At 73.1% G+C, this 7,146-nt stretch carries 4 protein-coding genes; all 4 read left to right on the forward strand.

Features of this window, described 5'->3' with window-relative positions; all coding sequences use genetic code 11:
- A partial coding sequence (glgX, locus tag B7767_RS03335) for a glycogen debranching protein GlgX (RefSeq protein ID WP_373408180.1) occupies positions 1-2,167 on the forward strand: 2,167 nt, incomplete at its 5' end.
- A gap of 150 nt (positions 2,168-2,317) precedes the next feature.
- Positions 2,318-4,270, forward strand: a complete 1,953-nt coding sequence (locus B7767_RS03340) for an ABC transporter ATP-binding protein (protein WP_085570790.1) — start codon at positions 2,318-2,320, stop codon at positions 4,268-4,270.
- Positions 4,267-6,117, forward strand: a complete 1,851-nt coding sequence (locus B7767_RS03345; RefSeq protein WP_085570791.1) for an ABC transporter ATP-binding protein — start codon at positions 4,267-4,269, stop codon at positions 6,115-6,117. The genes B7767_RS03340 and B7767_RS03345 overlap by 4 nt, the downstream gene beginning before the upstream one ends.
- A 30-nt stretch (positions 6,118-6,147) precedes the next feature.
- A partial coding sequence (locus B7767_RS03350) for an ABC transporter ATP-binding protein (protein ID WP_143652178.1) occupies positions 6,148-7,146 on the forward strand: 999 nt, incomplete at its 3' end.

A 7,146-nucleotide genomic window follows, 5' to 3' on the forward strand; every position in this document is an offset into this window, starting at 1 on the left:
GCCGGCGCCGCCCGTGCCCACGGTGCCCGTGCGGCCGGGCCGGCCGACGCCGCTGGGCGCCCGGTTCCGGGTCGGCCCGGACGGGGTGGCGGGGACCAACTTCGCGCTGTGGGCGGGTGGGGCGGAGGGGGTCGAGCTGTGTCTGTTCGACGAGCGGGGCAGGGAGAGCAGGGCCCGGCTCACCGAGCTGACGCACGAGATCTGGCACGGCTTCGTGCCGGGGGTGCTGCCCGGGCAGCGGTACGGCTACCGGGTGCACGGCCGCTGGGACCCGTGGACCGGTGCCCGCTGGAATCCGGCGAAGCTGCTCCTCGACCCGTACGCGCGTGCGGTGGACGGGGACTTCAGGCTCCCGCCCGAGGTGTACGGGCACGTCCGCGACTGGCCGGAGCAGCATGTCGCGGACACCGTGCGCGACGACCGGGACTCCGCGCCGTACGTCCCCAAGGGCGTGGTCGTCCACGATGACGACGACTGGGCGGACGACCGCCGGCCGAAGACGCCGTGGGCGGACTCGGTGATCTACGAGCTGCACGTCAAGGGCTTCACGCGGCGGCACCCCGGCATCCCCGAGGAGCTGCGCGGCACGTACGCGGGGCTGGCGCACCCCGCGGCGGTCGAGCACCTGGTCCGGCTCGGCGTCACGGCCGTGGAGCTGCTGCCGGTGCACCAGTTCGCGCACGAGGACCACCTGCTGCGGCGGGGGCTGCGCAACTACTGGGGCTACAACTCCATCGGCTACTTCGCCCCGCACGCCGGGTACGCGGCCGCCGGGACGAGGGGGCAGCAGGTCGGCGAGTTCAAGCGGATGGTGCGGGCCCTGCACGCGGCCGGGATCGAGGTGATCCTCGACGTGGTCTACAACCACACGGCGGAGGCGGGCGAGCTGGGCCCCACGCTCTCCCTGAAGGGCGTCGACAACCGCGGCTACTACCGCCTCCAGCCCGACGCCCGCAGGTACGCCGACTACACCGGCTGCGGCAACACCCTCCACGTCGTCCAGCCGCACGTGCTGCGCCTGATCACGGACTCCCTGCGCTACTGGGTGACCGAGATGGGCGTCGACGGCTTCCGCTTCGACCTGGCGGCGGCGCTGGCCCGCTCGATGCACGACGTCGACATGCTCTCCCCGTTCCTCGCGGTGATCGCGCAGGACCCGGTGCTGCGCCGGGTGAAGCTGATCGCCGAGCCGTGGGACGTGGGCTCCGGGGGCTACCAGGTGGGCGCGTTCCCTCCCCTGTGGACGGAGTGGAACGACCGGTACCGCGACGCCGTACGGGACTTCTGGCGGCACGCGCTGCCGGACGTGCGGGAGATGGGCTACCGGCTGTCCGGCTCCAGCGACCTGTACGCCTGGGGCGGGCGGCGGCCGTACGCCTCGGTCAACTACGTCACCGCGCACGACGGTTTCACCCTGCGCGACCTGGTGTCGTACGGGCGCAAGCACAACGAGGCGAACGGCGAGGGCAACCGGGACGGCACGGACGACAACCGCGCCTGGAACTGCGGCGCGGAGGGAGAGACGGAGGACACCGGCGTACGGGCGCTGCGCCGGCGGCAACTGCGGAACCTGCTGACCACGCTGCTGCTGTCGACGGGCGTGCCCATGCTGGTCGCGGGCGACGAGATGGGCCGCACCCAGCGCGGCAACAACAACGCCTACTGCCAGGACAACGAGATCGGCTGGGTGGACTGGGCGCTCGTGGACGACCCGGACTGGCGGCCCCTGCTGGAGCTGACCTCCCGGCTGATCGCCCTGCGCCACCGGCACCCGGTGCTGCGCCGCCGGGCCTTCTTCTCCGGCCGCGCGCACTCCGCGGACGGGCTGCGCGACCTGGCCTGGTTCACCCCGCGCGGCACGGAGATGACCGAGGACGACTGGTACGCGCCGGCCGCCACGCTCGGCATGTACCTCTCCGGGCGGGACATCCCGGGGCGCGACGAGCACGGGGAGCAGATCCTCGACGACAGCTTCCTGGCCGTCCTGCACGCGGGGGAGGGCCCGGTGGAGTTCGAACTGCCGGGGCCGCCGTGGGCGGAGCGGTACGAGGTGGTCGTGGACACCGCGCGGGAGGAGCAGGACCGGGCGCCGGGCGTGGAGCACCGCGCGGGGACACGGATCACGGTGCCGGGCCGGACGGTGCTGCTGCTGCGGGTACGGACCTGACCGTCCGTGACACACGAACGGGTATCGGCCGAACGGCTGACGCGGTGCGTACGACTTCGCCGCAGCCGCAGGTCGTAGGACCAGCGGCGGAGGACGGTCCGGACGAAACTCGGTGGGCAGTGTCAGCGGCGATCCGTAGGCTCGCTGCTGATGCCCACTACACCTTCTCCCCCGGAACCCCGCTCCACCGTGCGTACGCTGCTGCGGCTGTGGCCGTACGTGCGGCCCGTACGGGCGCGGCTGTTCAGCGCCGCGTTCATCGCGGTCGTCGCCTCCTGCATCGGACTGGTGATCCCGCTCGTCCTGAAGTGGATGGTGGACGGCCCGATCGCCGACCGGGACCCGGCGGGGGTGTGGCTGGGCGCGCTGTACCTGCTGCTGCTCGGGCTGGCGGAGGCGCTGCTGTTCGGGTTCCGGCGGTGGCTGGTGGCGCGTCCGCTGTCGCACGTCGAGGCGGAGATGCGGGCGGGTCTGTACCGGCATCTGCAGCGGCTGCCGATCGCGTTCCACGACCGGTGGCCGTCGGGGCAGCTGCTGTCGCGGGCCACGACGGATCTGATGCTGCTGCGGATGTTCCTGGCCTTCCCGCTGACGTTCCTGCTGGTCAACGGCGTGACGATCCTGGTCGGTGTGATCATCATGCTGGTCCAGGACTGGATGCTGGGGCTGGTCATCCTGATCCCCGCCGTGCCGGTGATGGTCACGTGCGTGGTGTTCGAGAAGCGGTACTCGGGGGCGGCGCGGCTGGCGCAGGACCAGGTGGGTGATCTGACGACGGTCGTCGAGGAGGGCGTGCTCGGCATCCGGATCATCAAGGGGTTCGGACGGCACCGCAGTCAGGCGCGGGCGTTCCGGGAGCTGGCGGGGAAGCTGCGGGGGACGGAGCTGCACAAGGCGCGACTGCTGGCGACGATCCTGGGCGTCATAGTGACGCTCCCCGAGCTGGCGATCGGGGCGGCGCTGGTGCTGGGGGCCGTGCGGGTGGCGGACGGCTCGCTGTCGGCGGGAACGCTGGTGGCGTTCCTGTCCACGGCCCTGGCGCTGCGCTGGCCGGTGGACTCGATCGGCTTCCTCCTGGCCATGAGCCAGGAGGCGGCGACGGCCACGGAACGCTACTTCGAGGTCATGGACGCGGAACCGGAATCCTCCGCAGCTGCGGGCAGTCGTGCCGCTGGGGCGACGGGGGTCCCCCCGCTCGAGCGGAGCCGAGAGCGGGGGAGGGTGGGCGCAGCGGCACCTCGTAGCGCCGAGCGGCGTGTCCAACCCCCGGGCGAGTCGCACGACCCGGCGCCGACAGGGCACCTCCCAGGCCCTGTCGGGCTCCGGGGGAGGCGCGACTGCCCGCGGAGCGACGGGCTCGTCTTCCACGAGGTCACCTTCCGCTACCCGGACGCGCCCTCCGACACGGCACCCGTCCTCGACCGCATCGACCTGCACATCCGCCCCGGCGAATCCCTCGCCCTCGTCGGCGCCACCGGCAGCGGAAAGACCACCCTCACCGCCCTCGTCCCGCGCCTCCACGAAGTCACCGGGGGCCGCATCACCCTCGACGGCACGGACATCACCGAGATGTCCCGGGAAGAGCTGCGCTCCCGCGTCGCCGTCGCCTTCGAGGAACCCACCCTCTTCTCGGCCAGCGTCGGCGAGAACGTGCTGATGGGCGGCGGCACCGGGGACGAAGACCTGGAACGCGCCCTCGCCGTCGCCCAGGCCGACTTCGCGCACGCGCTGCCCCGGGGCACCGACACCCAGGTCGGCGAACAGGGCCTCAGCCTCTCCGGCGGCCAGCGCCAGCGCCTCGCGCTGGCCCGCGCCGTCGTCGGACGCCCCGACTTCCTGGTCCTCGACGACCCCCTGTCCGCGCTCGACGTGCACACCGAGGCCGCCGTCGAGGCCGCCCTGCGCCGGGTGCTCGCGGACACCACCGCCCTCATCGTGGCCCACCGCCCCTCCACGGTCCTCCTCGCCGACCGCGTGGCCCTGCTCTCCGGCGGCCGGATCACCGCGGTCGGCACCCACCACGAACTGCTGCGCGACAACCCCGAGTACGCGCACCTCATGTCCGGCGCCCCCGCGGGGAACCAGGAGGACGACGAGCGATGACGGCGACCACCACCGCCCCCGCCCGGGACGAGGACGACGACCGGACCCCGCCGTCCGGCGACCCCTTCGACCAGGACCGGCTGCCCACTCCCCCGGGCGCCACCGGCGTACTGCTGCGTTCCCTGCTCTCCCCCCTGCGCGGCAGGGTCGCCGTCACCGCGCTGTTGCTGCTGCTCCAGCAGGCCGCCGTGCAGGCCGGCCCGCTGCTGGTGGCGTACGCCATCGACCGGGCCGTGCCCGCGTTCCGCGACGACGACAACGGGCCGCTGATCGCGGTGGCGGTCGGCTACCTGCTGTGCGCGGTGGCGGCCGGCACGCTGCAGTACGGGTTCGTCACCGCCTCCGCCCGGGTCAGCCAGGACGTGCTGCTCGATCTGCGCGGCCGTATCTTCCGGCACGCGCAGGCGCTCAGCGTCGACTTCCACGAGCGCTACACCTCGGGCCGACTGATCTCCCGCTCCACCACCGACGTCGAGTCGCTGCGCGAGCTGCTGGAGGAGGGCCTTCAGGAACTGGTGATGGTCATCCTGTCGGCCGTGTACATCTCGGTGCTGCTGCTCTGGCTGGACCTCGGGCTCGGCGCGGTCGCGGTGGCGTCCTTCGTGCCGCTGTACCTGCTCGTACGGTCGTACCGGCGGCGGGCGGGGCGGGTGTACCGGAAGCGGTCGACGGCCATCGCGGCGGTGATCGTGAAGTTCGTCGAGACGATGAACGGCATCCGGCCGGTGCGCGCCTTCCGCCGGGAGGCCGCCAACGACGCCGAGTTCGCGGTGCTGAACCGTCGGCACGAGCGGACCAACGGCGACGCGCTCCTCGAGATGGCCCGCTACGTCGTCGGCTCCCGGATCACCGCCAACACCACGGTCGCGCTGATCGTGCTGTGGGGTGCCTACCGGGTCGCGGACGAGTCGCTGGAGCTGGGCGTACTGGCGGCGGCGGTGCTGTACCTGCGCCGGCTGTACGACCCGATCGACCGGCTCGGCATGTTCCTGAACTCCTACCAGTCGGCGGCGGCCTCGCTGGAGAAGATCGCCGGCCTGCTGGCGCAGACCCCGTCCGTGCCCGAGCCGACGTCCCCCCGCGAGCTCCCGGAGCGACGCCCCGGGCTCCCCGGCCGCGAGGTCGTCTTCGACGACGTCCGGTTCGCGTACCGCACCGGCGGCGAGGTGCTCCCCCGCTTCGGCCTCACCCTCCCGGCCGGGCAGACCGTCGCCGTCGTCGGCTCGACGGGCGCGGGCAAGTCGACGCTGGCGAAGCTGCTCGCCCGCTTCTACGACCCCACCGACGGCAGCGTGCTGCTCGACGGGGTGGACCTGCGCGACCTCACGGGACGCGCTCTGCGGCGCGAGGTGGTGATGGTGACGCAGGAGGCGTTCCTGTTCTCCGGCACGGTCGCCGAGAACATCTCGATCGGCCGGCCGGACGCCACCCGCCAGGAGATCGAGCAGGCGGCGAAGGAGATCGGCGCGCACGACTTCATCGCCGCGCTCCCCGACGGCTACGACACCGACGTACGCAAGCGGGGCGGCCGCATCTCGGCCGGTCAGCGCCAGTTGGTCGCCTTCGCGCGGGCACTGCTCGCGGACCCGGCGGTCCTCATCCTCGACGAGGCGACCAGCTCGCTGGACATCCCCGGTGAGCGGGCGGTGCAGCGGGCGATGGCGACGGTGCTGAAGGGACGTACGGCGGTGGTGATCGCCCACCGGCTGTCGACCGTGGAGATCGCCGACCGGGTGCTGGTCATGGAGCACGGACGGATCGTGGAGGACGGCAGCCCGGCCGAACTCGTCGCCGGGACGGGCAGGTTCGCCGACCTGCACCGGGCCTGGCGGGACAGCCTGGCGTAGCCGCGACGGCGCACGGGGGGAGAACGAGCGGTGATCGACGCGTACGAGGACCCCGGCACGCCCGATTGCCGGGGCGGGGCCCGCTATCTGTGGTGGCTGGTCATGCGGCAGCCGGGGCGGTGTGCGGCGGGGGCGGTGTTCGGCAGTGTGTGGATGGTGCTGCTGGCGGCGACGCCGTACGCGATGTCGCGGGCCGTGGACGACGGGCTGGGGCCGGGCGACATGGGGGCGCTGGCGCTCTGGACCGGGGCCCTGTTCGTGGTGAACGGGGTCAACTCCTGGCTGAGCATCATGCGGCACCGCACGATGACGCGGGTGCGGATGGACGCCAACTTCCGCACGGTGAAGGTGGTCGTCGGGCAGACGGTGCGGCTGGGGGCCTCGCTGGAGCGGCGGGCCGGGGCCGGGGAGGTCGTCACCATCGGGGTGGGCGACGTGCAGATGATCGCCCAGTCGCTCACGGCCGTCGGGCCGGGGATCGGCGCGGTCGTGGCGTACGGGGTGGTGGCGGGGCTGCTGCTGTCGGTGTCACCGCTGCTGGCCGTGGTGGTGCTGCTCGGGGTGCCGGTGATCGGTCTCGTCGTCGGGCCGCTGGCGGGGCGGTTGCGGGGCACGGAGACGGAGTACCGGGAGCGGCAGGGCGTGCTGACCGCGCGGATCGGGGATCTGGCGGGCGGGCTGCGGGTGCTGAGCGGGCTGGGCGGAAAGAGCCTGGTCTCCGACGCGTTCCGCCGGGACTCGGGGCGGCTGCGGGAGCAGGGGTACCGGGTCGGGGCCGTGACGAGCTGGATGCAGGCGCTCGCCGCCGGACTGCCGGCGCTGTTCCTCGCGGGGGTGACCTGGATCGCGGCCCGGCTGGCCGCGCAGGGGCAGATCAGCGTGGGCGAGCTGGTGTCGGTGTACGGCTATGTGGCCGTCCTGGTGTGGCCGGTGTCGTTCCTCATCGAGTGCGGCTACCAGCTGAGCCGGGGCGTGGTGGCCGGGCGGCGGGTGGCGGCGCTGCTGCGGCTGGAGCCGCCCGCCGACGCC

Origin of the sequence: Streptomyces sp. 13-12-16, from assembly GCF_002114215.1 — a bacterium.
GTDB lineage: Bacteria > Actinomycetota > Actinomycetes > Streptomycetales > Streptomycetaceae > Streptomyces.